Source organism: Candidatus Viridilinea mediisalina, assembly GCF_002532535.1.
Classification (GTDB): Bacteria; Chloroflexota; Chloroflexia; order Chloroflexales; family Chloroflexaceae; genus Viridilinea; species Viridilinea mediisalina.
The window spans coordinates 1-2368 of the sequence record NZ_NQWI01000243.1 but is presented as its reverse complement, the minus strand read 5'-3'; the positions used below and the strand labels follow the sequence as shown (position 1 = coordinate 2368).

1 protein-coding gene is annotated in these 2368 nt (G+C 57.6%); it reads right to left on the bottom strand.

The features are described 5' to 3' along the window. Positions 1–155: 155 nt before the first annotated feature. Positions 156–2207 carry an alpha-1,4-glucan--maltose-1-phosphate maltosyltransferase gene (locus tag CJ255_RS21710; protein ID WP_097646160.1) on the bottom strand — a complete coding sequence of 684 codons (2052 nt, stop codon included), beginning with the start codon at positions 2205–2207 and terminating at the stop codon, positions 156–158. Positions 2208–2368: the final 161 nt, after the last annotated feature.

The window sequence follows — 2368 nt, the reverse complement described above, 5'->3', positions numbered from 1 at the left end:
GATCTGGCATATCTATCAGGTCTAGTCCGTGCCGCGACACCGGATTAATTTCTGGAAGACCATTAGTCGGCATCCAATGGCAACCTACGACCTCAGCCGACTAAAGTCGGCACTCCGTCGGAGACCAAACTGTAAAGTATCCTAAAACCTTGTCTTTACACATAGTCTCCGACATCATGCGTCATCTCCTCTTCACGCAGCACATGGAAGATATGGAGCGGCATCGTGGCGGGATCGAGTTCCACATAGTTAAAGCCACTCGTCCAAGTATAGCGCACGCCATTGAGCAGATCCTGCACCTCATAGCTCGCACCCAAGCCCCACTCCTCAGCGGGCAATTGCACCCAGCCACGCTGGAGTTTATCGGGGTCGAGGTTGATCACCACAAGGATAAGATTGCTCAGATCGGGCGTCGCTTTACTATAGGCGATAATCTGTTCACTCTCGTGGAAGTCTAGATCCACACGATGGAAGCGTAGACCGGCGTTGCTTTGCAGGGCGGGGTTGGCGCGGCGGATGCGGTTGAGGGCTGCGATGAACCAACTGATATTGCCCGGCTGCTTGAGATCCCAATGGTGGATCTCATACTTTTCGTTATCAATATACTCCTCACGGCCCGGCACCGGCGTATGCAGCAGTTGCTCATAGACGGGGCCATACATGCCCCAATTGGCTGTGAGGGTCGCGGCGAGGGCAGCGCGGGTAAGAAAGACCGAGCGCTGGCCCCCATAGAACTGGGGCGTCAGAATATCGGGCGTATTGGGCCAGAAATTGGGCCCAAAGAACTCACGCGGCTCACCTTGGGTCAACTCAAGCATATACTCAGTCAATTCCCACTTGGAGATACGCCAGGTGAAATAGGTATAGCTCTGCGTAAAGCCCAGTTTCGCCAAGCCATACATCAACTTGGGGCGCGTAAAGGCTTCCGAGAGAAAGATCAGTTCGGGATGCTCGCGCTTCAACTCGTCAATGCACCACTCCCAGAAGCGCAAACTCTTGGTGTGGGGATTATCCACCCGAAAGACGGTCACCCCCTGCGCGATCCAGAAGTCAAAGATACTCTTAAGCTCCTGCCAGAGCCCCTGCCAATCGCTGGTCTCAAAATCGAAGGGATAAATATCCTGGTACTTCTTGGGCGGATTCTCGGCATACTGGATCGTCCCATCGGGGCGAGCGCGGAACCACTCAGGATGCTCGGTGACATAGGGGTGGTCGGGGGCACACTGGAAGGCAATATCGAGGGCCACTTCCAGGCCGTGCTGCTTGGCGGCCTGCACGAGGGCATGGAAATCCTCCAATGTTCCCAATTCGGGCAAAATACTCTTATGGCCCCCTTCAGCGGCCCCGATGGCCCACGGGCTACCGGGCTCAGCGGGTTCAGCGGTGACGCTATTATTCTTGCCCTTGCGGAAGGTGCGCCCAATCGGATGAATGGGAGGCAGATAGAGAATATCAAAGCCCAACTCAGCGACATAGGGCAAGCGGGCAATCACATCACGGAAGGTACCGTGGCGTCCCGGCTCGGTCGCAGTAGAGCGAGGGAAGAGTTCGTACCACGCCGAGCAGCGGGCCAGCGGGCGATCCACCGTCACAGCCAACTCACGCGCATAGGTCGTCGCATAGCGGCGGGGCAGGTAGGTAGCCATCAACTGGGCCAACTCCGGCACAAAGCCAGCCTTCGCATCGCCCGCACGCAGCGACTGCTCAAAGCCGCGCAGGGTAGTTGCATCCACCAAGGGGGCGTGTTCAGCCGCTTCAGCCACCAGATCGGCACCGATGAGCAACTCAACCCGCACATCCTGACTGGCCTCAACGCGCTTATGGAGTTGATGCTCCCAGGTCGCAAAGCGGTCAACCCAGGCAAGCACCGTATAGCAACTACGGCCCACCTGCTCAGGGGTAAAACTAGCCTGCCAGCGGTCATTGCCGAGGTGGCGCATCGGCACCTCGCGCCACGCAGACTCAGCGGCATCGCGGAAACGCAGCACCACTGCAAGAACATCGTGGCCATCGGCAAAGGCATCACAACTCACCACCACCGCCTCACCGACACCACGCTTAATCGGGAAGCGCCCGCCATCTACTTCCGGGGCAACCCGCTCGACAATCACCCGTCGTCGCCCCTCACCGTGGGCGGCCAATCCGTTGAGTGTGGCGGCCTGAGCCACCGGAGCGCCCTCATGGGGCACCTTCGCCTCTGCTGGCATGTGCGCTCCTTTGTATGTATTGGGAAGAACAGAGAACAGGGAACAGGAGAACAGGAGAACAGGAGAACAGGAGAACAGAGAACAGGAGAACAGGAGAACAGGAGAACAGGAGAACAGAGAACAGGAGAACAGGAGAACAGGAGAACAGAGAACAGGAGAAC